This window comes from Azorhizobium doebereinerae UFLA1-100, from assembly GCF_000473085.1.
In the GTDB taxonomy this organism is placed as follows: Bacteria; Pseudomonadota; Alphaproteobacteria; order Rhizobiales; family Xanthobacteraceae; genus Azorhizobium; species Azorhizobium doebereinerae.
The window spans coordinates 29,241-54,193 of the sequence record NZ_AXBA01000037.1 but is presented as its reverse complement, the minus strand read 5'-3'; the positions used below and the strand labels follow the sequence as shown (position 1 = coordinate 54,193).

The following is a 24,953-nucleotide window of genomic DNA, read 5'->3' as shown; positions in this document are numbered from 1 at the left end:
CGTCATGGCCGATACCGCCTATGACAGCGACGCCCTGCGCGCCACAATCGCGGCAAGGAACGCGCAGGCGGTCATCCCGTCCAATCCATCCCGCGCCAGGAAGCATAGCCTCGACAGGCACCTCTACGCTCAGCGCCACCTGATCGAATGCTGCTTCTCCAAGCTCAAGCAGTTCAGGCGTGTCGCGACCCGCTTCGAGAAGACCGCGCGAAACTACCTCGCCATCGTCACAATCGCTGCCATCGTCCTGTGGATCAGGTAACTGTCCACACCACCTAGGGTCGGATCAGATCCTATCTGGCGATGCGGAAGGCGTTCTGGTCGATGCCGTGGCGGTGCAGCTTGTCGTAGAAGGTCTTGCGTGGAATGCCGAGGGCCTTGACGGTGGCCTGCACGTCGCCCTGGCTGGCGGCGAGCGCGGTGCGGATCTGTTCCGCCTCATAGGCATCCATGCGCTCCGGCAGGCTGAGGCCCGTCGCTTCCGCCACCCGCGTCGAAGTCGGGCTGTCGACCAGTCCCAGGGCCACCCGCTCGGCATAGTGCATCAGTTCACGCACGTTGCCGGGCCAGTCGTGCGTATCGAGATGGTTCAACACCGGCCTGCCGACGATTGGCGTATCGCGCCGGAAGCGCCGCGCGGCATTGGCGAGGAAGTGGCCAAACAGCAGCGGCACATCCGAACGCCGCTCGCGCAGCGGCGGGATGCGCACGGCGGCCACGTGCAGGCGGTAATAGAGGTCCTCGCGGAACTTCTCGGTCCGCACGAGGTCCAGCAGGTCCATCTTGGAGGCGGCCACCACGCGGATGTCCACGCGTCGCGCCTCGTTGGCGCCGAGCGGCGTCACCTCGCGCGCCTCCAGCACGCGCAGGAGCTTCACCTGCAAGGCCGGCGACATGGCCTCGATCTCGTCGAGGAACAGCGTGCCGCCGTGGGCGAAGGCGATGCGCCCCACCCGCTTCTTGAGCGCGCCGGTGAAGGCGCCGGCCTCATGGCCGAACAGCTCGCTTTCGATCATGGTCTCCGGCAGTGCACCGCAGTTGACCGCCACGAACGGCCGCGCCGCCCGGTGGCTGAGGCGGTGTAGCAGGTTCGCCACCACCTCCTTGCCACTGCCCGTCTCCCCCTCCACCAACACGTCCACGTCCGCGTCGGCGAGCTGCTGCAAGGTCTGCCGCAGGCGTTCCATGGCCGGATCGGCGCCCAACAGCGGAAAGGCCTCGCCGCCGGCCTCCGCTGCCCGCTTGAGGTCGCGATTTTCCAGCACCAGCCGCCGCTTCTCCAACGCATGACGGATGCTGCCGAGCAGCCGATCGCCGGCATAGGGCTTGGCGAGGAAATCATAGGCCCCCTCGCGCATGGCCTCCACCGCCATGGCGATGTCGCCGTGGCCGGTGATCAGGATGACCGGAAGCTGCGGGTCCACGCGCTTCAGGCGGCGGAACAGTTCAAGCCCGTCGATGCGCGCCATGCGCACGTCGCTCACCACCACGCCGGGAAAGGTGGCATCAATCTCCTCCAACGCCGCCTGGGCGGAGGCATAGGGCGCGACCGTCAGACCGGCCAGCATCAGCGCCTGGAGATTGGCGGCACGCAGGATCTCGTCGTCATCGATGAAGGCCACATCCATGGCGTCAGGCTCTCCGCAGGATCATGGTGAAGACGGCGCCCTCCGCTTCGCCGGCGCTGAAGGTGCCGCCGAACTCGGCGATGATGTCACGCGAGATCAGCAGGCCGAGCCCGAGGCCGGCGGACTTGGTGGTCACGAACGGCATGAACAGCGCCTTGCGCACGTCCGGCGGCAGGCCCGGCCCGTTGTCGGCCACGGTCACGGTGACATGCCCGGCATCGGAGCGCGCCTCGATGCGGATGCGTCCGTCCGGGCGCTCGCCCAGGGCCTCCGCCGCATTCTGCAGCAGGTTCACGAACACCTGCTCAAGGCGCACCGGCGCTGCGGCGACAGCAATCTCCTCGCCGCCCATATCCACGTCGAGCGTGATGTCCTGCTGTCGCAGCCGATGCCCCACCAGGAGGCGGGCGCCATCGATGACCTCGCGCAGCGAAACCCGCGTGACCTCCGCCGGGGACTTGCGGGCAAAGGCGCGCAGTTCGCCGGTGATGATGCCCACGCGCTCGGTCAGATCGCCGATGATGGAAAGGTTGCCGCGCGCGGCCTCCGCCTCACCCCGGTCGAGGAACAGGCGCGCATTCTCCGCGAAGGTGCGGATGGCGGCCACCGGCTGGTTGACCTCGTGCGCCACGCTGGCCGCGATCTGCCCAAGGACCGCCAGCTTGCTGGCCTGCACCAGTTCGTCCTGAAGTTCGGTGAGCGCCGCCTGGGTGCGCCGCCGTTCGTCGATCTCGCCCACCAGGCGTTCATTGGCGGCGCTGAGCTCCACCGTGCGCTCGGCGACGCGCGCCTCCAGTTCGCGCCGGGCTGTCGCCTGAAGCTCGCGTTCTTCCTCCAGCCGTCGCCGCCGGGCCAGCCACAGGCCGAGCGAGCCCAGCCCCGCCACTGCCAGCAGCAGGGCCAGCGAGCGTGCCGCCGTGGTGGCGAGCGCCAGCGAGGGCGCGGTGGGCGCCAGCAGATGTAAGGTCCAGCCCGTAGTCGGGACCGCCGCCTCCACCTCCACGAAGCTCTGCCCGGCGAGGCCCGGGGGCGCGTCGGCCACGACGCTGCCCGGCGGCTCCGGCACCGGCCGGATCGGCAGCATGTCCAGCGGCGCATCGCCGAACTGCAGGCTGGCGCGGATATCGGCCCGCTCGGCTTCGGGAACGGGCGCAAGGGTGCGAAACTGCCACGCCCGCTCGCTGGCCACTAGGACGATGCCGCGCTCATCGGTCGCGAAAGTCGGCTCGGCGAAGCGTCGCCATTCGTCCTCCACCGCCTCGAACTCGGCTTTCACGACGACCACGCCGAGGGGCCCGGTGGCGCCCTCCAGGCGACGAGAGAGATAGAGGCCGGGCCGGTGACTCACGGTGCCGAAGGCGAAATGCTCCCCGTGTCCGTCCGACATGGCCCGCTGAAAATAGGGGCGGAAGGCATAGTCGCTGCCGACGAAGCTCTCCTGCGTGCGGAAATTGCTGGCGGCGATGGTCATCCCCTTGGTGTCGAGCAGATAGATGGCGCCCGCCCGCGTCGCCTCCGCCAGCAGGTCCAGCCGGTTGTCCAGTGCCAGGAGGCGGCTCTCGTCCGGCCGCTCCAGGGCGGCGCGCACGCCCGGATCTTCGGCCAGCACCAGCGGCAGGGTGCGCTGCTTCTCGATCTCGCTGCGCAGCATGGCGACCCGCAGCCCCACGGCGGCTTCCGCTGAGACCCGCACCTGGGAGAGGGCCCAGCGCTCCGCCCCGCGCCGGGCCAGCGCGTCGAGCGCGATCAGCCCGGCGATGGCGACGACGCCCAGAAACAGCCACGAAACCGGGCGAGGTTTCCGGCTAGCGGCAATCGGCCGGTCGCGCACATCGAACGTCACGGGAGCTGATTCCTGGAAATTGTGCGAATTTTCGCACACCTCTCAAGCCCGCAATGTGCGACTTTCCGCACACTAGGTCAAACGTCCCCCTCTCATCCGGAAACTTTTCCTTAAGATTCAGGCTCTTGCCTTTGACCGCGCGCGGCGCGGGTCTGGCACGCCTCTTGCGCATGGCATGGACGAGAGGGCCGCAGGCCGCCTCATAAAGTCCACCCGGTTCCCCACGGCGCCCGCACTCCCGAGGCGTCGAAGGGCCGACAGGAGAAACGTCCATGGCGCACGCCATTCCGGCGCCGGCTCCCGCCGCGCGTCGCAGGTTCTATTCGCATCTCTACGTTCAGGTGCTCGTCGCCATCGTCGCCGGCGTCCTGCTCGGCCACTTCTACCCGGCGTTCGCCACCGAAATGAAGCCGCTCGGCGACGCCTTCATCAAGCTGGTGAAGATGGTTATCGCCCCGGTGATCTTCCTCACCGTGGTCACCGGCATCGCCGGCATGCGCGACCTCGGCAAGGTCGGACGCGTGGCCGGCAAGGCCATGCTCTACTTCATCACCTTCTCGACCTTCGCGCTGATCATCGGCCTGATCGTCGCCAATGTGGTGCAGCCGGGCGCCGGCATGCACATCAATCCCGCGACGTTGGACCCCAAGGCGACCGCCTCCTTCGCCGCCAAAGCCCACGACACGACCATCGTCGGCTTCCTGATGAACATCATCCCGAATACGCCGATCAGCGCCCTGGAATCCGGCGACATCCTGCAGGTGCTGTTCTTCTCGGTGCTGTTCGGCATCGCGCTCGCCGGGGTCGGCGACCGCGGCGAGCCGGTCATGAAGGTGCTGCACTCGGCCTCGCAGGCGATGTTCCGCCTGGTGCACATCCTCATGAAGGCCGCGCCGATCGGCGCCTTCGGCGCCATGGCCTTCACCATCGGCCGCTACGGCATCGGCTCCGTGGCTAGCCTCGCTCTGCTGATCCTCACCTTCTACATCACTTCCGCTCTGTTCGTGCTGGTCGTGCTGGGGCTGGTGGCGCGCTACAACGGCTTCTCCATCTTCGCGCTGCTGCGCTACATCAAGGAGGAGATCCTGCTGGTGCTCGGCACCTCATCCTCCGAGGCGGCGCTGCCCAGCCTGATGGAGAAGATGGAACTGGCCGGTTGCCGCAAGTCGGTGGTGGGCCTTGTCATTCCCACCGGCTACTCCTTCAATCTCGACGGCACCAACATCTACATGACGCTGGCCGCGCTGTTCATCGCGCAGGCGACCGGCATCGAGCTCAGCCTGTGGGACCAGATCCTGCTGCTCCTGGTGGCGATGCTCAGTTCGAAGGGCGCCGCCGGCATCACCGGCGCGGGCTTCATCACCCTGGCCGCCACGCTCTCCGTGGTGCCGTCCGTGCCGCTGGCCGGCATGGCGCTGATCCTCGGCATCGATCGCTTCATGTCGGAATGCCGCGCGATCACCAACTTCATCGGCAACGCGGTGGCCACCATCGTCGTGGCGCGCTGGGAAGGCGAACTGGACGAGGACCGCCTGAAGGCCGCCCTCGCCGGTCATCCCATCGCCCCCAAAGACGAGCCGATCCTGGCGGAAATCGCCGCCGAGTAACCTCTTTCCGTGGGGGCGCCCAGCGCGCCCCCACGGTGCTCCGCCGGCCTCAGTTCCACCGCCGCCAGCATTGCTCCCCGCACGGGTCGAGCCCGCCGCCGCCACGAGCGCCACCGCCGCGCGCCGCCCCACTCCCAAGACCACCGGAACCGCCTTAGCCGCAGCCTACGTCCCTTGCGGACGCAACGACGGCCGAGCCGCAATCCCCGACGCCCAGCCCTCCGCACCCGCCTCGCCTCACGGCGGAGCGGCGGAGCGGCGGAGCGGCGAGCGACGCTCAACGTCGTTTAATGAGCAAGGGAGCACTGTTGCAGACGGCGCGTGCATCGAATGCGGCGCGACGGCCCCGGCATGCCGTGCGCAGCCCCGCCTGCTCCACCCGCACGGTTGCATCGCACAATGACAAGTGGCCGTGACCGAGGCTCGCCAGAAAGCACAGCAAGCTCTTGACCAAGAAAAAAACGCATCGTACCGTGATGATAATAAAATGATGTTTCATTATTCAAAACGAAACATCTGAGGAAACGCCAAGAAGGATGGAAGCGTGCCACCACGCACGACCACGCGCGTCCGCCGCGACGCCACACCTGCGCCTGAAGGTGAAAAGCCATCTTCCGCCGGCGAGGCGACGTCTTCGGCCACCGGAACGAGCACGCTCGACCTCGCGCTGCGCATGGTCGAATACCTGGCGCTACAGAGCCGCCCGGTGCCGCTCGCCCAGATCGCGGCGGCGTTTTCGGCCTCCAAGGCCACCGTCTATCGCCATCTCGTGACGCTCCAGCGCCACGGCTTCGTGCGCCAGGACCCCGACACCGGCCGCTACGAGGCGGGCGTGAAGCTCATGGTGCTGGGCGAGGCCCTGCGGGCACGCTTCGACGTGCTCTCCGCCGCCCGCGCCGAACTGATGCAGCTGCGCGACCGCACCGGGCACGCGGTGACCATCTGCGCGCTGATCGACGATGAACTGGTGGTGCTGGAGCTGGTCCAGGGCCGCACCCTGATCGAATTCGCCACCCGCCCCGGCACGCGGCTGGATTTCCACGCCAGCGCGCACGGCAAGGTGTGGCTGGCCTTCGGGCCCGCCAGCCTCGCCGAGCGGGTGCTCGCCGGTCCGCTGAAGAGCTGGACCCCCAACACGCTCAGCAATCCCGCCTCGCTGCGCGCCGAGATCGCCAAGGTGAAGGACCGTGGCTGGGCCACCGCCCCGGACGAGGTCATCACCGGCGTGAACACCCTGGCCGCGCCGTTGTTCGACCATCGCGGCGCGCTCGCCGGCTCGCTCGCCATCGTCGGCGCGACCCAGTTCATCCCGCCCAATCCCGAAGACGCGCAGGTGATGGAGGTGACCGGCGCTGCCGGCCGCATCTCCAGAAGCCTCGGATGGAGAAGCTGACCCCATGACCTATTCCCTGGCCGTCGATATCGGCGGAACCTTCACCGACATCGTGCTGCGCCACTCCGACGGGCGCCTCCAGGTCGACAAGACGCTCACCACCCACAACGATTTGCTGGAAGGCTTCTTCCGCGGTGTTAACCAGGTGCTTGCCAAGGCCGGCGTCAGTGCCGACGCGGTGAACGGCGTGGTCGTGCATGCCACCACCGTCGTCACCAACGCGCTCATCGAGCGCAAGGGTCTCCCCACAGCCTTGGTGGTGACCGATGGCTTCCGCGACGTGCTCGCCATCCGCAATGAGCACCGCTACGACATGTACGACCCGCAGATCGAATTCCCCGAGCCGCTGGTTCCCGCCGACCTCACCTTCGGCATCAAGGAGCGGGTGCTGGCCGACGGCACCGTGCTGGCCGCGCCCACGGACGCGGACATCGCCGCGCTCGCCGACACCATCCGCGCCTCGGGCGCCAAGGCGGTGGCCATCTGCTTCCTCAATTCCTTCGCCAACGGCGCCAACGAGGCGAAGGTGGCGACCGAGCTGCAGCGGCTGCTGAACGACACCTTCATCTGCACCTCGTCCGACGTGGCCCCCCAGATCCGCGAATACCAGCGTGCCTCCACCGCCACGGTGAACGCCTATGCCATGCCGATCTCGCAACCTTATCTGCGCCGCCTTAGCGAGCGCCTGCGTGACGAAGGCTTCTCCAATACCCCACTGATCATGCTGTCATCCGGCGGCGTGGTGGGTGCGGAGACCGCCGGCCGCAATCCGGTGCGGATGATCGAGAGCGGCCCGGCCGCTGGCGCGCTCGCCGCCTGCCATTACGCCGAGATGCTGGGCATCGACCGGCTGATGAGCTTCGACATGGGCGGCACCACCGCCAAGGCGTGCCTGATCGAGAACCGCACGCCGCTGGTCACCGGCCTGTTCGAGGTGGATCGCCGCTACCGCTTCAAGGAAGGCTCCGGCCTGCCTGTCACGGTGCCCTCCATCGATCTCATCGAGATCGGCGCCGGCGGCGGCTCCATCGCCCACGTGGACGACCTCGGCCTGCTGAAGGTCGGCCCCGAAAGCGCTGGCTCCAATCCGGGCCCGGCGTGCTACGGGCGCGGCGGCACCGGCGCCACCGTGACCGACGCCGATCTGGTCCTCGGCCTGATCGATGCGGAGAATTTCCTCGGCGGCGACATGCCGCTCGATCTACCGGCAGCCAACGCCGCCATGACCCGGCTGGGCGACGACCTGAAGGTCTCCCGCGTCCAGGCGGCGCGGGGCATCTATCGCATCGTCACCGAGGCCATGGCGTCCGCAGCCCGCACCCACGCCACTGATCGCGGCGTGGACTATCGCGGCCTGCCGCTGTTCGCCTTCGGCGGCGCCGGCCCTCTGCACGCCTGCGGTGTCGCCGATCTGCTGCTGAGCACGGCGGTGATCGTGCCGCCCCAATCTTCCGTGCTCTCCGCCTTCGGAACACTGGTGACCCCGGTGCGGCTCGACCTCGTGCGCTCCGACCTGACCCGGCTCGACGACCTCGACTGGGACCGCGTCGCCCGCATCCTCGGCGACCTGGAGGCGGAAGGCCGCACCGCGTTGCGCGAGGCCGGCTGCCCGGCCGCCGACGTGACCATCCTGATCGGTGCCGACATGCGCTATCTGGGCCAGCAGCACGAGGTGAACGTCACCTTCGATGCGGACCCGCGCGATGCCCGCGACACCACCGCCATCGCCGATCTGTTCGCCGCCGCCTACCACCATCTCTATGGCGTGAACCCCTCCCACGTGCCGATGGAGATCGTCACCTGGCGCGTCACCGCGCGCGGCCCGGTAGTGCCCTTCCACGCCACCATGCGCACCTCCGAGGCACCCGGTACGCCCAAGACCTTCCGCAAGGTGCACGCCTGGGCGGACGATCAGGACGCGGCGGTCTACGAGCGCTCCACCCTCGCCACCGGCCAGAGCGTCTCAGGCCCGGCCATCATCGAGGAGCGCGAGACCACCACGGCCATCCCGCCGGGCTGGACCGCCACCATCGACCGCTTCGGCTGCATCGTCGCCACCAAGAATTGAGGAACAAACAGATGTCCGAACTCAAAATGGACGGCGTCGAGCTGGAAATCCTGTGGTCGAACCTGATCGGCGTGGTGACGGAGCGGGCCAAAGCCCTCCAGCGCATCGCCTTCAGCCCCATCGTGCGCGAGGCGGGCGACCTCGCCTGCGCCCTGTTCGACAAGCGCGGGCGCATGGTGGCGCAGGCCAATACCGGCACGCCCGGCCACATCAATTCGCTGGCCTTCGCCGGCGCCCATCTGGTGCGCCTGTTCGACGGCAAGTGCGCGCCCGGCGACGTGCTCATCACTAACGACCCGTGGCTGTCGGCGGGCCACTTCTTCGATATCACTATCCTCACACCGATCTTCGACGACGAGCGGCTGATCGCTTATATCGGCTCCACCATCCACCACACCGACATCGGCGGCTATGGCATCGGCGCCGGCGCCCGCGACGTGCATGAGGAAGGCCTCTGGATCCCACCGCTGAAGCTCTATGAGAAGGGCGAGCCGGTGGAGGTGCTGCACGCCATCATCCGGCGCAACGTGCGCACCCCGGATGCGGTGTTCGGCGATCTCTCAGCCCAGGTCTCCAGCGGCCAGGCCGCGGCCGAGCACCTGATCGCTTTGTGCCGCCGCGCCGGGCTCGCCGACATCGAGGCGCTCTCGGACGAGATCATCCAGCGCTCGGAGGATGCCACCCGCAACGCCATCCGCAAGCTGAAGGCCGGCACCTATCATGGCGAAAGCCAGTTCGACGTGCCCGGCGGTGAGATCATCACATTGAAGACCGCCGTGACGGTGGACACCGACACCGGCTCCATCATCGTCGATTTTGCCGGCTCCTCGCCGCAGACCGCCACCGGCATCAACGTGGTGCTGAACTACACCCACGCTTATTCCACGTTCGCCATCCGCTCCTGCCTCAACCCGGACCTGCCGAACAACACCGGCTCGCTGGCTCCCATCGAGATCCGGGCGCCGGAAGGCTCCATCATCAACTGCACCTATCCCGCGCCGGTGAACGCGCGGCATGTGGTGGGCATGTATGTGCCCATGCCGATCCTGAAGGCGCTCCACCAGGTCATGCCCGAGCGGGTGCTGGCGGAAGGGTCCGGCGCGGTGTGGACCATCCAGATCCAGGGAAGGCAGACGGACGGGCGCCCCTTCACCTCCTCCATGTTCAACTATTCCGGCGGCATGGGTGCGCGGGCCGAGAAGGACGGCCCCAGCGCCACCTGCTATCCCACCGGCGTCGCGGCGGTGCCCATCGAGATCCTGGAAGCGGCCATGCCCGTCGTGTTCGACCGCAAGGAATTGCGGCGCGGCTCCGGCGGCGCGGGCCGGACGAAGGGGGGCGACGGACAGACCATCCAGTTCCACATGCGCACCGATTATCCCTGGCTGCTGAACGCCGTGCCCAGCCGGCTGGAGAACGGGCCGGACGGCATCGCCGGCGGCGCGTCAGGTGCGGCAGGGCGCTTCCTCGTGAACGGCAAGTCGGTGAGCGAGGCCAAGAAGCTCACCATGCAGGCCGGCGACGTGGTGGTGCTGGAAACCCCCGGTGGCGGCGGCTTCGGCCCGCCGAAAGCCGCCTGAGCCGCAACCCGAGCGAGCCCCGCCTCCAAGCGCAGGCGGCCCGGACACAAAGAGCCGGGCCGCGACAACCCCAAAGAAAAATCATCGGGAGGAACGCCGTGACATTTCGCACCTTCATCGCCGCAACGCTGCTCGCCGGATCGTCGATCCTTGCAGCGCCCGCCGGTGCGCAGGAGACTTACAAGGTCGGCATCTCCGCCGGCCTGACCGGCTATGCCGCCACCGTCGATCGCGCCTGGCGCGACGGCGTCGAGCTCGCGGCCGAAGCGATCAATGCGCGCGGCGGCGTCATGGGCCGCAAGATCCAGGTGATCGTGGAGGACAACCGCTCCGAGCCGCAGGAGGCGGTGACGGTCTACAGGAAAATGCTGTCGTCCGATGGCGCCCAGGTGTTCGTGTCCGGCTGCGTCTCGGCGGGCAACTTCGCCGCCGCCGGCCTCCTGGTGCGCGCCAAGGTGCCGATGATGCTGTGCTCCATCCTGCCGCAGCAGCCGGACCAACTGAAATGGGCGTTCTCCACCTTGCCCCCGGCCGGCTTCGAAGTGGAGAAGCGCCTGGAATACCTGCGCGACAAGACGCAGATCCGCAAGGTGGGCGTGCTGCACGACCCCACGCCCTATGCCAACCTGCAGAAGAGCGTGGCGGAAAAGGTCGCGGCGAAGTACGGCATCGAGATCGTCGCCATCGAGCAGTACAAGCAGGATGACGCCGACCTCTCGGTGCAGATCAGCAAGATGCGCTCGGCCGGCGCCGGCGCCGTGCTGAAGATCGGGCTGGGCGGCTCCACGCTCACCGCCGCCAAGAACATCAAGCAGCTCGGCGCCGATATGCTGCTGCTCACCAGCCTGGAGGACCTTGCCGTGTTCGGCCCGGTGGCCGAAGTGCTGGGCGACAAGTTCTTCTTCGTCGCCTCCCCCTCGCAGGTCTATGACGCCTTGCCCGAGGGGCCGCTGAAGGCGGAGATCACCAAGTTCCTCGGCCCCTGGAAGGCCAAGTATGGCGACCGCGATCCCAACTGGGCCTCGCGCGGCTGGGACGGCCTGATGCTCACCGCCACCGCGGTGGAGACGGGCAAGTCGTTCGAGGGCGCCGCGGTGCGCGATGCCTATGAAGGCATCAAGGGCTTCCAGGGCACCACCGGCGTCTACAACTTCTCGCCCGAGGTGCACCAGGGCATCACCGAGAACCCGTTCGTGCTCGCCACCATCGTGAACGGCAAGATCAAGGTGGTGCAATGAGCGCGGCGTCCGCCATGCTCAGCCCCGCCCCCGGCACCATCCCGGTGCTGGAGGCGCGCGGCCTCTCGGCCCGCTACGGCCACGTGGAGGCACTGCACCCCACCGACCTGTTCGTGGCCGAAGGCGAGCTGGTGGCGGTGCTCGGCCCCAACGGGGCGGGCAAGTCCACCTTGCTGCGCGCCATCCTCGGCCTCGTGACCAATGCCGGCAGCGTCAGCCTGCGCGGCACGCCCCTGCCCCGGCTCGATCCGGTGGCGGTGGCCTCGCGCGGCGTGGTGCTGGTGCCCGAAGGGCGCGGCATCTTCGGCCCCATGAGCGTGGCAGAAAACCTGGAGCTCGGCGCCTATCGCCTGCGCGATGCCGGTGAGTTCCGCCATCGCCGCGAGAAGGTGCTGGAACTGTTCCCGCGCCTCAAGGAGCGCCTCACCCAGGTGGCGGGCTCCATGTCCGGCGGCGAGCAGCAGATGCTTGCCATCGGCCGCGCGCTCATGGCCGGACCCCAGGTCCTGCTGCTGGACGAGCCCTCCCTCGGCCTCGCGCCGCGGGTGACCGAGGAGATCCTCGCCACCCTCGGCGGCCTCAACGGCGAGGGCCTCTCCATCATCCTGGTGGAGCAGAAGGCGCCGCTGGCGCTGCAACTCGCCAATCGCGCCTACCTGCTTTCGGTCGGCCGCATCGTCGCCACCCTCGATCCACGCGAGATCACCTCTTATGACGAGCTCGCTCAGCATTACTTCGCCTGAGGCGCCCCGCCGCTCCTGGCTGTCCTGGCGTGTGGCCCTGCCCTATGGCTTCGTGACAGCCGTGGTCGCCTATGCCGCCGTCGCCGGCGGCTATCCCGCGACCGTGGTGTCGTTCGCGCTCATCTATGCGGTGTTCGTGATCGGCCTCAACCTGTTCATGGGCTTCGCCAACCAGGTCTCCTTCGGCCAGAACGCCTTTGCCGCCATCGGTGGATATACGTCCGCCGTGCTCACGGCGACCTATGGCTGGGAGCCGCTGCCGGCCATGGCCGCGGGCATGCTGGGCGCCGTCGCGGCCGCCTGCGCCATCGGCTATCCGACATTGCGCCTGAAGGGTCACTATCTGGCCATGGGCACGCTGGCCATCGGCCTCATCGTCTATGAGATCACGGTGGAATGGCAGTCGGTGACCCAGGGCTACATGGGCCTCTCCGGCATCCCCCCGCTCGGCATCGGCGGCTACGAAATCACCTCGGATCGCGGCCAGCTGCTGATGCTGGCGGCGGTGGTGGCCGGCGCCACCTTCCTCTCCGCGCGGCTGCGCGGTTCGCGCATCGGCCGCGCGCTGTCCGCGGTGGCGGGCAGCGAGGAGGCCGCCCGCGCGCTGGGCATTCCGGTGGCGCGCTACAAGCTCCTGGCCTTCCTGCTATCGGCGGCTCTGGCCTCGCTGTCGGGCTCGCTGTTCGTGCATGTGGTGGGCTTCGTCAGCCCGGAGGTGTTCGGGCTGCACATGGTCATCCTCACCTTCACCATGCTCTATGTGGGCGGCATCGGCACCATCGCCGGCCCCGTGGTGGGGGCGCTCATCATCAGCCTGCTCCCGGAGACCTTCCGCGGCTTCAAGGACTATCAGGACCTCGCCTATGGCGCGGCGCTGATCGTGATGCTGATCTATGCCCCCAAGGGCCTGTCCTCCCTCTTCAGCATCCGGAGGCGCCCATGAACCGGCTCGTGCTGCAAAACGTCACCCGCCGCTTCGGCGGCCTCGTCGCCGTAGACGACATGAGCTTCTCCGTGCCGGAAGCCGGCGTCACCGCCGTCATCGGACCGAACGGGGCGGGCAAGACCACCCTGTTCAGCCTCATCTCCGGTTTCCTGCCGCCGAGCTCCGGCCGCATCCTGTTCGATGGCGCGGACATCACCGGCCTCGCGCCGGAGAAGGTGGCCGGGCGCGGCCTCGTACGCACCTTTCAGTTGGTGAAGCTGTTCGAGGACCTGACCACGCTGGAGAATGTCAAGGTCGGGCGCCACCTGCACACCCGGAGCGGCCTCCTCGCTGCGCTCGCCCGCACGCCCGCCGCCCGGCGGGAGGAGCGCGAGGTGGAGGCGCGGGCGCTGGAGCTGCTGACCTTCGTCGGCCTGAAGCTGAAGGCGGACACGCCCGCCTCCGGTCTTTCCTACGGCCAGCAGCGCCTGCTGGAGATGGCCCGTGCGCTCGCCGCCGAGCCGCGCCTGGTGCTGCTGGACGAGCCGGCCGCAGGACTGAACGGCGAGGAATCCGCCGCCCTCTCCCGCATCATCCGCCGCATCGCCGAGACCGGCACCACGGTGCTGCTGATCGAACACGATATGACACTGGTGATGAACACCGCCGACCGCGTGGTGGTGGTGGATTTTGGCCGCAAGATCGCCGAGGGCACGCCCGGCGAGGTGCGCGTCGATCCGGCGGTGATCGCCGCCTATCTCGGCAGCGCCGAGACGGCCCCAATCGCCCGGAAGGACGCACGCCATGGCTGATTTCTCCTACATTCCCCAGGTGCTGGTGTCGGGGCTGGGCATCGGCTGCGTCTACGGGCTGATCGGCATCGGCTTCTGCGTCATCTACAATGCCTCGGGCATCGTGAATTTCGCCCAGGGCGCCTTCGTCATGCTGGGCGGCATGCTCACCCAGGGCCTGCTGCAGCGCTACGGCCTGCCCCTGCTGCCGGCGGCGCTCGTCGCCATCGCCATCGTCGCCTTGCTCGGCGTGGTGCTGGAGCGCGTCGTCGTCCGCCCGCTGTGGGACCGCAAGGCGACCATGTTCACCATGATCCTCGCCACGCTGGCGGCGCAGATCGTCATCGAGCGGGTGACCCTGCTGGTGGGCGGCGACCAGCCCAAGACGCTGCCCATGTTCACCGACCTGCCGCCGATCCAGGTCAGCGGCGTGGCGGTGAGCTACCAGTTGCTGTGGATCGTCGGCTCCTCGCTGCTGGCGGTGGCGGCGCTCGCCGCCTTCTTCCGCCTGACGCGCACCGGCAAGGCCATGCGCGCCTGCGCCATCAACCGCGAGGCGGCGGCACTCCAGGGCATCCCGGTCTCGCGTATGCTGGCGGCGGCGTTCGCCATCAGCGCGGCGCTCGGCGCCATGGCGGGCATCCTGATCACGCCGACCCAGTACACCGCCTTCAACGTGGGCGTGCCATTCGCCATTTCCGGCTTCATCGCCGCCATCGTCGGCGGCTTCGGGCGGCCGTTCGGCGCTTTCCTCGGTGGGCTCATGCTGGGGCTCGTGCAGTCGCTCGCCATCCTCGGCTTCGGCGCCGGGCTCAAGACGGTGGCCGCGCTCTCCGTTCTGCTGCTGTTCCTCTTCATCCGGCCCTCGGGCCTGCTGGGCGCGGCGAAATAAGCGCCTGACCGCAAGGGATTTTTCTCATGGACATCACCAACGTCAACTGGAACGCGATGGATTGGACGCCGGTGCGCGAGGGCGTCGAGCGCAAGGCGGTGTCCGGCGACGGCGCCACGCTCGCGCTGCACCGCCTGATGCCGGGCCACGAGCCCCGCCCGCACAGCCATCCGCACGAGCAGATCGCCTATATCGTCTCCGGCACCATCCGCTTCTTCGTGGGCGAGGAGGAGCACCTCGTCGGCCCGGGCGGGGTCATCGTCATCCCGCCGAACGTGCGCCACTGGGGCGAGGTGGTAGGCGATGAGCCCGTGATCAACCTCGACGTCTTCACCCCCCGCCGCCCCGAATACGCCTGAGCGGACCGCGCCGCGCACCGGGAGGACTTCCATGAACCTTGCACTATGGCTGGAACGCGCCGGGCGCGAGTGCCCCGAGGCGGCCGCTGTCGGCCACGGAACCGCCGTCCACCAGACTTACGAGACGCTCGCCGGGCGCGCCGCGCGCCTCGCCAGGGCGCTGCGGGAGGGGCTCGGCGTTCCCACCGGCGGGCGAGTGGCGGTGATCGCCAAGAACATGCCGCAATATCTGGAGATCCTCTACGGCATCTGGCTCGCCGGCGCCGCCGCGGTGCCGGTGAATGCCAAGCTGCACGGCGCGGAATTCGGCTACATCCTGGAGCATTCCGGCGCCGGGATCGCCTTCGTCTCGCCGGACGTCGAGAGCGCCATCGCCCCCTTCGCTCCCGACAGCCTGCGCCAGGCCATCGTGATCGGCAGCCCGGCCTATGAGGCGCTGTTCGCCGCCGAACCCCTGACCGCCGCGCCCCGCGACGACGGCGACCTGGCCTGGCTGTTTTATACTTCCGGCACCACCGGTCGGCCGAAGGGCGCCCTGCTCTCGCATGGCAATCTCGCGGCCATGTCCTATGCCTATGCGGCGGAGGTGGACCCCATCGCGCCGGGCGACGTGCTCTATCACGGCGCGCCCATGAGCCACGGCTCTGGCCTCTATATCATGGCCCATGTGATGCGCCGGGCTGTCAGCGTGGTGCCGGAGAGCGGCGCCTTCGAGCCCGACGAGATGCTCGGCCTTGCCGCGCACTGGGGCCGCACCTCGCTGTTCGCGGCGCCCACCATGGTCAAGCGGCTCGTGGCCTCAGGTATCGCCTTCGATCCCGCGCGCCTGCGCTCCATCGTCTATGGCGGCGGCCCCATGTATGTGGAGGACACCATCGCCGCGCTCGACGCGTTCGGCGACCATCTGGTGCAGATCTATGGCCAGGGCGAGACGCCCATGACCATCACTACCCTCGGCCGCGAGGACATCGCCAACCGGCGCGATCCACGCTGGCGCGAGAAGCTGGGCTCAGTGGGCCGGCCGTTCGCCATGCTCGACGTGGCGCTGGTGGATGGCCAGGGGCGGCCCGCGGCGCCGGGCGAGACCGGCGAGATCATCTGCCGCGGCCCGACCGTCATGTCCGGCTATTGGAACGATCCCGATGCCACCGCCCGCGCGCTGAAGGGCGGCTGGCTGCACACCGGCGACATGGGCGTGATGGATGACGCCGGCTACCTCACGCTGAAGGACCGCTCCAAGGACCTCATCATCTCCGGCGGCACCAACATCTATCCCCGCGAGGTGGAGGAGGTGCTGCTCACCCACGCCGCCGTCCAGGAAGTCTCGGTCATCGGCCGGCCCGATCCCGAATGGGGCGAGGTGGTGGTGGCCTATGTGGTGGGCACCGCGCCGGAGGGAGAGCTCGACGCCCTCTGTCTGTCGCGCATCGCCCGCTTCAAGCGGCCGAAGCAGTATGTGTTCGTCGAAGCCCTGCCGAAGAACAATTACGGCAAGGTGGTGAAGACCGAGCTGCGCCAGCGCGACGCCCGCGCGCAGCAGCGCGCTGGAGCCGCATGATGACCGCCAACTCCTTCCGCGCCCGGCTCGCCCAGCCGCTGCTCGGCACCTTCGTGAAGTCGGCCTCCTACCAGATGGTGGAAATCCTGGCGCTGGGCGGCCTCGATTGCGTGGTGATCGATGCCGAACACGCCCCTTTCTCGCCCGGCGACCTCGACCGGATGATCCTGGCCGGCCGCGCCGGCGGGCTGCCCGTGTTGGTGCGGGTGGCCGGGCTCGATCCCGCGCCCATCGCCGCCTGCCTCGACATGGGCGCGACTGGCATCCTGGTGCCCCATGTACGCTCGGCGGAGGAGGCGCGCGCTGCCGTGGCGGCGGCGAAATATGCCGGGCGACGTGGCTTCTCCCCCTCCGTCCGCGCCGGCGGCTACGGCACGCGGGGCGCCGACGCCTATCTCGCGGCCGCGGACGGCGAGACCTCGGTCTGGTGCCAGATCGAGGATGCCGAGGCGCTAGATCGGCTCGACGCCATCGCCGCGGTGGACGGCGTGGACTGCCTGTTCGTCGGTCGCGCCGATCTCGCCTTGTCGCTGGGCGCCGCCGGCACAGGCGATCCGCGCGTCGCGGAGGCGGTGCATGCGGTGGGCCAGGCCTGCCGTGCGGCGGGCGTCACGGCCGGCCTGTTCATCCCCGGCACGGTCGAGATTCCACAGCGCACGGCGGAGGGCTACAGCGCCTTCATCTGCGGCTCCGACCAGAGCTGGCTGCTGGAGCAAGCCCGCGCCAAGAAAGCGGCGCTGGCCGGCTGAGCGGGCTCTAGCCCGAGACCATCTGCTCCAACCCGTCCCGCTGGCGCTCGATCATCTCGCGATACACGCCCTCGCGCCGCATCAGGTCGTCAGGCGCCCCGTCCTCCACCACTGCGCCGCCCTTGAGCACGAGGATACGGTCGAAGTTCCGCAGCGTGGAGAGGCGGTGAGCGATGGTGATGACCGTCCGCCCGGTCATCAGGCTCTCCAGCGCCTCCCGGATGCTCTCCTCCGCCTCGGTGTCGAGGGCGGACGTCGCCTCGTCGAGGATCAGCAGGGGCGCGTTCTTCAGGAAGGCGCGGGCGATGGCGATGCGCTGGCGCTGGCCGCCGGACAGCTTGACGCCCCGATCGCCGACGATGGTCTCCAGGCCCTTCGGCAAGGTCTCGATGAACGGGCGGCAACGGGCGGCGATGGCCGCTTCCCACACCTCCGTGTCGGTGGCGTCGGGTCGTCCGTAGCGGATGTTCTCCATCAGCGTGCGGTTCAGCAAGGCGGTGTCCTGCGGCACCACAGCGATGGCGTGCCGCAGGCTCTCGTCGGTGGCCCGCGCGATATCGTGCCCGTCGATCAGGATGCGCCCCTGGCTGACGCCATAGAAGCGCTGGAGCAGGGCCACGAGAGTCGACTTGCCGCCGCCCGACGGCCCGACCAGCCCGACCCGCTGCCCGGCCGCGACCTGGAGGCTCAGACCGTCGAACACCTGCTTTCCGGCCGGATAGCGGAACGAGACCGCCTCGAAGGTCACGCTCGCCCCGTTCGGCACCAGAGCGGACGCCTCCGGATGATCGCGCAGTTCATGCGGAGAGAGCAGCGTGGACAGCGCCTCGGAAAGCCGGGCCATGTGCTGCGTCACGTCCACCAGCGCCACGGCGAGGTCGCGCGTGGCACTGAGCACGGAAAGCCCTAGCGTGCAGACCAGCACCACGTCGCCCGCCGTCGCCTGCCTAGCCTGCCACAGCGTGATCGCCCAGGCGAGCAGAGCCAGGGTCATCACAACCACCACCAGCGCATGCGTCAGCCGCAGCTTCTCCAGATAGAGCAGGCTGCGACGACGGGCCACCATCTCGTCATTCACCGTGGTGTCGAAGCGGGAATGCTCGCGCGTGATGCCGCCGAAGGCCCGCACCAGGGACATGTTGCCGATGACGTCGACCATCTCGCCATCCACCGCCGCCGCCTTGTCGGCGAAGGCATGGTGCAGAGGGCGCCCGGCGGAGGCGATGCGGAACATGACCAGCATCACGGCGGTCGCGACCACCACCAGCACCACCGCCATCTGGACACTCACCAGGGTGAGATAGGCAATGGCGCCCACGGTGGCGACGCAGGGCGGCAGGACATTCCAGACGAACATGTTCTCGATCTGGAAGGCCGCGTTCGAGGTGGCGGTGATGCGGCTCGTCAGCACGCCCGGCAGACGATCGGCGAAATAGCTCGGCGCATGCCCGGTGAGATGGCGAAACAGGTCGGAGCGCAGATCGCCGGTCACGTGGACGAAAGCGTAGCTCGCCGTCCAGCTCGCCACTCGCCACAGCAGATTGTCGGCGGCGACGAAGGACACGAGCAGCGCGAAGGCCATCCATGGGCTGGTTCCCTGGCCTGGCTCCCCCGACAGCGTATCCACCAGGAATTTCACGCCATACTGCGTGCTGACCGAGCAGGCCACCGCCCCGAGCACTGCGATGAGGATCACCGCATGGCTGATGGGACGTCGGCGCACGTAATGGCCCAGGAACGCGATCGGGCGCTCAGCAAAGCGGGTGAGGTCCTGCGCGGTAGCCGGGGCGGCCCTGGCGCCCTTTTGCATCATTCGTGAGCTGCGCGGGAACATTCGGGCGGATGCTGCATTGCGATACAAGGCCTGCCTTCCGTTCGCGGTTCTTGAGACGGCGGCCCGATCCGATCCAGTCAGACAGTCATCGGCTGGCCGTGAACTTAACTGTGACGAAGGGCTTTCGTTTCATGAAAATCGCACAGATTGCCCCGTTGACCGAAGCCGTACCGCCGACGCTGTACGGGGGCACCGAACGGGTGGTGTCCTGGATCACAGAAGAACTCGTGGCCATGGGTCACGACGTCACCCTCTTCGCCAGCGGGGATTCCGTGACCACCGCCCGCCTGGAGGCTATGTGGCCCCGCGCGCTGCGCCTGGACGGCACGGTGCGTGATCCCAACGCCCTGCACATGGCCATGGTGGAGCATGTCTACCGTCGCGCCGGCGACTTCGACATCATGCATTTCCACATGGACTATTATCCCTTCTCCCTGATGTCGCGCCAGCCCACGCCCTTCGTCACCACCCTGCACGGCCGCCTGGACCTGCCGGAGCACCAGCCGCTGTTCAACACCTTCTCCTCCATTCCGGTGGTGTCGATCTCCGATGCCCAGCGCCGGCCCGTGCCCAATGCCAATTGGGTCGAGACCGTGCATCACGGCTTGCCGGCGGATCTGCTGAGGCCCACCGCCGTGGCTCCCAGCTACCTCGCCTTCCTCGGCCGCATCTCGCCGGAGAAGCGGCTCGACCGCGCCATCCGCATCGCCCAGCGCTGCGGCATCCCGCTCAAGGTCGCAGCCAAGATCGACCGTGCGGACGAAGATCATTTCGAGGAGCAGATCCGCCCTCTGATCGGCAGCCCGGGCGTCGAGTTCATCGGCGAGATCGGAGACGCGCAGAAATCCGATTTCCTCAGCGGCGCCCACGCCCTGCTTGTCCCCATCGACTGGCCGGAACCCTTCGGCCTCGTCATGATCGAGGCCATGGCCTGCGGTACGCCGGTGATCGCGTATAATCGCGGCTCGGTGCCGGAGGTGATCGAGAACGGCGTCACCGGCTTCGTGGTGGAAGACGAGATCAGCGCGGCTGGCGCCGTCCGCGATCTGCGGACCCTCTCGCGGGAGACGATCCGCGAACGCTTCGAGGAGCGTTTTACGGCGCGGCGCATGGCCGAGCGCTATCTGACGCTCTACCGCCGCATGGTGGATGGCGGGCGCATGCGGCCGCACCTCGTCTCGGCCATCTGAGCAGCGGATACCTACAAATGACTACCCGATCAGTATTTCGGCGGGGCGGAGAGCCACTCCGCCGAAATACTGCTCAGAGGTCGATCTCGGGGCTCGCGATCGAAACAAAATCGACACGAACCGTTTCCATTCCGCTCAGCCCCGACTTTGCCGCCCCTCCCCAGCCTCGGTCGGTCGCGTTTCGGGCATGACCAACGCCACCAACGCGAGCCCCGCCGCAGCGACGACCGCCAGGGTCAGGAAGGCGGTGTAGCTTCCCATCGTATCCGCCACATATCCCGTCATGACGGTACTGAATGAGGCGCCGATCCCCATGGCGCAGCCCACGGTGCCCTGCGCCAGATTGAAATGGGTGCCGCGGGTGAGGTCCGACACGGTGAGCGGAACGAGTACGCCAAGCACTGCCGCGGACACGCCGTCCAACACCTGGATCGCCACCAGGAAATAGGGCTCGCCCGTCAGCGCAAAGCAGGCGCCACGTACCACCAGCGCCGCGAAGCCTATAAGCAGGAACGGCCGGCGCCCCCATCTCTGAGCGCCCCGGCCGACCAGCGGGGACAGGAGCGTCACGGTGAATTGCGGCACCACCATCGCCGCGGCCACCATGACGGTGGCCGCCTCGCTCGAGCGTAGCGTGAGCATGCTGGCAGCCAGAGGCAGCATGGCCGCATTGGCGAGGTGGAACATGACCACGCAGCCGCAGAAGATTACCAGCCGCCGGTTCCGCCCGAGGCTGAGCACGCCCGCGATGGTCGCCGTCCAACTGCCGCCGCTCGCCTCGCGTGGTCGCGGGGCCGCCGCGATTTCCGCCGCATCGATGCGCAGCAAAGCGGTAAGCGCCGGCACGACAAGGGCCGCCGCAAGAAAGAACACCGCCTGGCTCGACACGTAGTAGCCAAGCCCGCCCATGGTCAGCGCCGCGACGCCGGTGCCGGCCGACGCAAAAGCGGCATTGCGGCCGAGGCGCGCGCTGATGCCAGCCGGTCCAACCAAGCCGAGGCTGAGTGAGACGAGGCACAGCCCCAGAACGCAGCTCGCCGCCGCATGCAGCACGCGCGAGGCGAGGACCACGGGAAAGATCGGCCATGCGGCGAAGACGACGGCGCTGATCCCGATGGCGATCAGCGAGAGCACCGCCATGGCGCGGATGGAGCAGACTGCATCCACCATCGCGCCGAGCGGGATCTGACCGACGAGGCTGACGAGGCCGCTGATGGTCAGCACCAGGCCGATGTCGAGCTGTGTCCATTTCTGCGTGGTGAGGAACACCGCGACAAACGGGCCGAAGCCGGTCTGGATGTCCGCCACGCAGAACACGAACCAGTCCAGCCCATGCCGGCTGCGCGCCGAGGGTGGCGTGCCGCCGTCTGGATATGCGGGGTCCACACCGGGGGGACCAGGCACGCTGTCCTGTTCCTGCACCTTCCGAGGGCTGTTCACGTCACGGCTTCGGCGATGGATCGGATGTGGGTGACAAAGGCGCCGCTGCGGCGGGCGGCACGCCTGGGGCTTGGCCGCTTGATGCGGGGGGGACGGACGCGGGCGCAGGCGCGGCAGCGGGCTGCATAGCCTGGGGCGATGCCGGCGAAGATGCCGCTTCCGCGCGCCCCACCACGACGATCGGCTCGCCTTGCTTGAATACGGGCGCGCTCCGGAGCTGATTGCGCTGGAGCTGCGCGACCGCCTTGTCCATGGCGCCGCCGGGCGGGAAATGCAGCACGCGCCAGTCCACCGCGATCTTGCGGCTGCCGACGCCGAGGAAGCCGCCGAAATCGATGATGACGGCCCGCATCACGCCGGCCCGGTCGATCACCACATCGACGATGCGCCCCATGTCCTCGCCGGCAGCGCTCTGCACCGGCTTTCCGAGAAGCGTATCGGCGGCGGCGCCGTCGATCACCATGGCCGGCGTCTCCGTGGCGGGTGGCGGCACGGAGACGGACGGCGACGGCGGGGACGAAGCCGCCGCAGGCTGGGCCGGCGTGGGTTCCGTGGCCGGCGCGGGGGCGGGGGATGGTGCAACTGGAGGCGGCACCGCCGAAGGCGTGACGGCGGCCGGTGCGTCCGGCGCTTGGGCGAAAGCCATGGACGCAGGGCACGACAGCGCCAGGAGCAGAAAACCGGCAATCAGCCGGCCGCTGAGGATGGATGACATCGGAAATCCTCTGTCGGGCGTTGTAACTGTCGGGGCGGCCGCGGCGGCGCGCCCCGGCTCAAAGCAGAACGATCGCCTGCCCCGCACCCAAGCGCCGGTCGACGCCGACGGCGACATCCGAGCCCCGCCGCTGGATCGTGACGTCCAGTTGCGTCCCCCCGACGCGCAGATTGCGGATCGACAGTTCGTCGATCATCCGTGGCAGGCGGGGGCGGCGGAACACCACCTCTTCGGCGGCGGGGCGGAACTCGATGCCCAGGCACGCCTGGACGCAGGCGAGCACGGCCGCGCTCGCCCAGGCCTGAGGCGCACAGGCGACGGGATAGAGCGTCGGCCCGCGCCCGTGGCGCCGGCGAAAGCCGCAATAGAGTTCAGGGAGGCGGCCGAGCGCCATAGCTCCGCCGGCGTCCAGCATCGCCTCGAACACCTCGACGGCGGCCTGGGTGTGTCCGTAGCGTGCCATGCCGAGCGCGGCGACAGCGTTGTCGTGCGGCCAGATGGAGCCGTTGTGATAGGACATGGGATTATAGCGCGCCTCGCCCCGCGCCACCGTGCGAATGCCCCAGCCCGACGCTCCATCGCTGTCCATCAGCCGGCGGATCACCGCTCCCGCCCTGTCGGGGCGGACAATGCCGGAGAACAACGCATGCCCGGGATTGGAGGTCGCGACCTTGCAGGCCCGTTTGTCGCCGTCGAGCGCCAACGCATAGGTGCCGATCTCCGGCGCCCAGAAGGCGGCCTCGAAACACTGGGCGAGCGCGAGAGCCTCCCGCCTCAGCCGATCGGCGAAGACGTCGTCACCGAGGGCCTGCGCAACGTCAACAAGCGCCAGTTTCGCTGAATAGACATACGCTTGCACCTCGACCAAAGCGATCGGCCCCTTCGCCAGGGTGCCGTCGGCATGGAAGATGGAATCGTAGGAATCCTTCCAGCCCTGGTTGGCGAGGCCGGTGTCCGTGGCGCGATGGTATTCTAGGAATCCATCGCCATCGCGATCTCCGGGTCCGTCGATCCAGGCGAGGGCCGCCAGGATCGCCGGCCACAAGGCGCGCATGGTCTCCAAATCCCCGGTGCGCTCGTAATAGCGCCCGGCGAGGAGCACGAACAGCGGCGTCGAATCCACGCTGCCGTAATAGAGCGCGAACGGCACCTCCTTCAGGCGAGCCATTTCGCCGCCCCGCATCTCGTGCAGGATCTTGCCCGGCTCGGCATCCGCAGCGGGGTCCGTGGTCGCCGCCTGCAAAGCGGCGAGACGCATGAGGACGCCGCACGCGATGCCAGGATCGGCCCAAAGCATGGCGATGGCCGTCAGCAGGCCGTCGCGCCCGAACGTCGTGGAATACCAGGGGATGCCGGCATAGGGGTAAAGGCCCTGCGGCGTCTGCGTCAGCAGCATGGCCAAGTCAGCGGCGGAACGCTCCAGCACCCCGTTCACCTGCGGGTTCGAGGTCACCACCTGGGCCATGTCCTCGCGGACAGTGCGGGTGGCGCGGCAGGCCCGCTGAAGGCTTTGCAGGAAAGGGCGGCGCATCCGCTCGGTCGCGGGCTGCGTGGCGATGGTGACGAAGATCGAAGTGCGCTCGCCCGGTCCCAAGCGGATGGCGAAGTCGGCGCTGCGGGTGCGTACAGCGGAAGGACGCGGGCGGAACTCGATCTCCGTATGGTATTCGACCTCGTCAAGGCCCCGGTAGGCAAGGCGTACGTGCCCGCCCTCGATCACCGGCGGAAGCGGAGTGCCGCGCTTCACCCGCCGCGCCCCGCGGGCCTCGAACAGGTCGATGAAATCGCTATCGAACGTATAGGTGAACACCACGTCCACCGCCTCGCTGCCGTAATTCTGGATGGAACAGCGCTCATGCGCAGCCTCCTGCCAGAGGAAGAAGAAGCGCACCACGTGCAGCGTGTCCTTGTGCAGGCGGGTATGGCCGTCAGCGATCACGTCGGGGTTGGTGAGATCGACCGCCAGGCCGGCATTGCCGTCGAGAATGGTCGAGCCGAGGAACAGCGGCTCGCGGCCCTCGATCAGCAGCGACCAATGCGAGAGATGACGGGTATCTGCGTGATAAAGTCCATCCGGTGTGCCGGGCGAGACGCCCATGTCACCATAGAGGTCGAATACCGCGAACGTATCGCCCTGTTTCAGCGTGCCGCGCGGGCGCGACGGAGGCCCGTGGGATTCGATCTGGAACAGCGGCTCTTCTGTGCCATCGGGCGTGTGCTGCAGGTTCATGGCCCATCGGGTGCGTTTGCGCTGTGGGGAGAGACGCACAACGGTCGGTGGAGACACGGAAAGGGCAGCCTTCCCGCATTGCAAGACCATGGACAACGCACAACGGCGCAGCTTGGTTCCCCGTTGGCGGCGGCTCAGCTCCCGGCCAACCGCACCTCCTGACCGCCCCG

At 68.3% G+C, this 24,953-nt stretch carries 20 protein-coding genes; 14 read left to right on the top strand and 6 right to left on the bottom strand.

Going from position 1 to position 24,953, the window contains the following annotated elements; all coding sequences use genetic code 11:
* On the top strand, window positions 1–262 hold a 262-nt coding region (locus tag YU1_RS0121935; RefSeq protein ID WP_029004508.1), incomplete at its 5' end, for an IS5/IS1182 family transposase.
* Between the two features lie 31 nt (window positions 263–293).
* On the opposite strand, the gene YU1_RS0121930 is transcribed toward YU1_RS0121935, so the two are convergent.
* Entirely contained in the window at window positions 294–1,628 is a 1,335-nt protein-coding gene (locus YU1_RS0121930) for a sigma-54-dependent transcriptional regulator (protein WP_029005912.1), read from the bottom strand.
* Between the two features lie 4 nt (window positions 1,629–1,632).
* On the bottom strand, window positions 1,633–3,471 hold the full coding sequence (locus YU1_RS34795; RefSeq protein ID WP_280790722.1) for a sensor histidine kinase: 1,839 nt from the start codon (window positions 3,469–3,471) through the stop codon (window positions 1,633–1,635).
* A gap of 272 nt (window positions 3,472–3,743) precedes the next feature.
* Between YU1_RS34795 and YU1_RS0121920 the strand changes: the two genes are divergently transcribed.
* The 12 genes from YU1_RS0121920 (at window position 3,744) to YU1_RS0121865 (ending at window position 17,374) form a co-directional block, all read left to right on the top strand.
* The gene (locus YU1_RS0121920; RefSeq protein WP_035716278.1) at window positions 3,744–5,078 is read left to right on the top strand and encodes a dicarboxylate/amino acid:cation symporter; all 1,335 of its coding nucleotides are present in this window, start codon (window positions 3,744–3,746) and stop codon (window positions 5,076–5,078) included.
* A gap of 544 nt (window positions 5,079–5,622) precedes the next feature.
* On the top strand, window positions 5,623–6,471 hold the full coding sequence (locus YU1_RS0121915) for an IclR family transcriptional regulator (RefSeq protein ID WP_156922360.1): 849 nt from the start codon (window positions 5,623–5,625) through the stop codon (window positions 6,469–6,471).
* Window positions 6,472–6,475: 4 nt separating this feature from the next.
* Window positions 6,476–8,539, top strand: a complete 2,064-nt coding sequence (locus YU1_RS0121910) for a hydantoinase/oxoprolinase family protein (protein ID WP_029005908.1) — start codon at window positions 6,476–6,478, stop codon at window positions 8,537–8,539.
* Between the two features lie 11 nt (window positions 8,540–8,550).
* A complete protein-coding gene (locus tag YU1_RS0121905) occupies window positions 8,551–10,119 on the top strand; it encodes a hydantoinase B/oxoprolinase family protein (RefSeq protein ID WP_029005907.1) in 1,569 nt (522 codons plus the stop codon).
* Window positions 10,120–10,217: 98 nt separating this feature from the next.
* Window positions 10,218–11,357, top strand: coding sequence for an ABC transporter substrate-binding protein (locus YU1_RS0121900; RefSeq protein WP_029005906.1), 1,140 nt, complete (start codon window positions 10,218–10,220; stop codon window positions 11,355–11,357).
* Window positions 11,354–12,100 carry an ABC transporter ATP-binding protein gene (locus YU1_RS0121895; RefSeq protein ID WP_051357161.1) on the top strand — a complete coding sequence of 249 codons (747 nt, stop codon included), beginning with the start codon at window positions 11,354–11,356 and terminating at the stop codon, window positions 12,098–12,100. Before YU1_RS0121900 ends, YU1_RS0121895 begins: the two co-directional genes overlap by 4 nt.
* The gene (locus YU1_RS0121890; RefSeq protein WP_084540036.1) at window positions 12,069–13,043 is read left to right on the top strand and encodes a branched-chain amino acid ABC transporter permease; all 975 of its coding nucleotides are present in this window, start codon (window positions 12,069–12,071) and stop codon (window positions 13,041–13,043) included. The genes YU1_RS0121895 and YU1_RS0121890 overlap by 32 nt, the downstream gene beginning before the upstream one ends.
* Window positions 13,040–13,837, top strand: a complete 798-nt coding sequence (locus YU1_RS0121885; protein WP_029005903.1) for an ABC transporter ATP-binding protein — start codon at window positions 13,040–13,042, stop codon at window positions 13,835–13,837. Before YU1_RS0121890 ends, YU1_RS0121885 begins: the two co-directional genes overlap by 4 nt.
* The gene (locus YU1_RS0121880) at window positions 13,830–14,708 is read left to right on the top strand and encodes a branched-chain amino acid ABC transporter permease (RefSeq protein ID WP_029005902.1); all 879 of its coding nucleotides are present in this window, start codon (window positions 13,830–13,832) and stop codon (window positions 14,706–14,708) included. Before YU1_RS0121885 ends, YU1_RS0121880 begins: the two co-directional genes overlap by 8 nt.
* 26 nt (window positions 14,709–14,734) lie before the next feature.
* Entirely contained in the window at window positions 14,735–15,067 is a 333-nt protein-coding gene (locus YU1_RS0121875; RefSeq protein WP_051357159.1) for a cupin domain-containing protein, read from the top strand.
* A 31-nt stretch (window positions 15,068–15,098) separates the two neighbouring features.
* On the top strand, window positions 15,099–16,625 hold the full coding sequence (locus YU1_RS0121870; RefSeq protein ID WP_029005900.1) for an AMP-binding protein: 1,527 nt from the start codon (window positions 15,099–15,101) through the stop codon (window positions 16,623–16,625).
* The gene (locus YU1_RS0121865; protein ID WP_029005899.1) at window positions 16,625–17,374 is read left to right on the top strand and encodes an HpcH/HpaI aldolase family protein; all 750 of its coding nucleotides are present in this window, start codon (window positions 16,625–16,627) and stop codon (window positions 17,372–17,374) included. The genes YU1_RS0121870 and YU1_RS0121865 overlap by 1 nt, the downstream gene beginning before the upstream one ends.
* A gap of 7 nt (window positions 17,375–17,381) precedes the next feature.
* Here the strand turns inward: YU1_RS0121865 and YU1_RS0121860 are convergent, their stop codons facing one another.
* The gene (locus YU1_RS0121860) at window positions 17,382–19,187 is read right to left on the bottom strand and encodes an ABC transporter ATP-binding protein (RefSeq protein WP_245263412.1); all 1,806 of its coding nucleotides are present in this window, start codon (window positions 19,185–19,187) and stop codon (window positions 17,382–17,384) included.
* Between the two features lie 152 nt (window positions 19,188–19,339).
* Here YU1_RS0121860 and YU1_RS0121855 point away from each other — a divergent pair, with 152 nt between their 5' ends.
* Window positions 19,340–20,398 carry a glycosyltransferase family 4 protein gene (locus YU1_RS0121855; protein ID WP_029005897.1) on the top strand — a complete coding sequence of 353 codons (1,059 nt, stop codon included), beginning with the start codon at window positions 19,340–19,342 and terminating at the stop codon, window positions 20,396–20,398.
* A gap of 135 nt (window positions 20,399–20,533) precedes the next feature.
* On the opposite strand, the gene YU1_RS0121850 is transcribed toward YU1_RS0121855, so the two are convergent.
* The 3 genes from YU1_RS0121850 to YU1_RS0121840 all read right to left on the bottom strand — a co-directional run bounded on the left by YU1_RS0121850 (window position 20,534) and on the right by YU1_RS0121840 (window position 24,783).
* Entirely contained in the window at window positions 20,534–21,859 is a 1,326-nt protein-coding gene (locus YU1_RS0121850) for an MFS transporter (protein WP_084540035.1), read from the bottom strand.
* On the bottom strand, window positions 21,840–22,301 hold the full coding sequence (locus tag YU1_RS30655; protein WP_245263410.1) for a PRC-barrel domain-containing protein: 462 nt from the start codon (window positions 22,299–22,301) through the stop codon (window positions 21,840–21,842). The genes YU1_RS0121850 and YU1_RS30655 overlap by 20 nt, the downstream gene beginning before the upstream one ends.
* A 310-nt stretch (window positions 22,302–22,611) precedes the next feature.
* Window positions 22,612–24,783 (bottom strand): amylo-alpha-1,6-glucosidase, encoded by a 2,172-nt coding sequence (locus tag YU1_RS0121840; protein ID WP_029005895.1) that lies wholly within the window; start codon window positions 24,781–24,783, stop codon window positions 22,612–22,614.
* Window positions 24,784–24,953: the final 170 nt, after the last annotated feature.